The organism is Marinimicrobium sp. UBA4209 (assembly GCF_002381585.1).
GTDB lineage: Bacteria > Pseudomonadota > Gammaproteobacteria > Pseudomonadales > Cellvibrionaceae > Marinimicrobium > Marinimicrobium koreense.
In genome coordinates this window covers 20,438-20,642 of record NZ_DFTP01000103.1, presented here as the reverse complement: position 1 = coordinate 20,642, position 205 = coordinate 20,438, and the positions used below count along the sequence as shown (strand labels likewise).

Annotated in this window: 1 protein-coding gene; it reads right to left on the bottom strand. The window is 63.9% G+C overall.

Annotated features, from left to right (window positions below; genetic code table 11):
• A partial coding sequence (locus B3187_RS14905) for a ribonucleotide reductase N-terminal alpha domain-containing protein (protein WP_286807260.1) occupies positions 1 to 205 on the bottom strand: 205 nt, incomplete at both ends.

The following is a 205-nucleotide window of genomic DNA, read 5'->3' as shown; positions in this document are numbered from 1 at the left end:
GCGCCGTTGCGCAGCGCCCAGAGAAACTCTTCGCGCCAGTGGGCTTTGCGCTTGGGCTCGATTTCGGACAGCGCCTGCGCGACCCGCTCCCAGGTGGCATCGATGGTCTGATCCACCGGCTGGTCCTGGTGGTCTTTCAAGCGGTATTTCTGGTCCCAGATGTCCTGGGAGGCGGGCTGAAGTTCGACCGCCGACTCGGTGATGT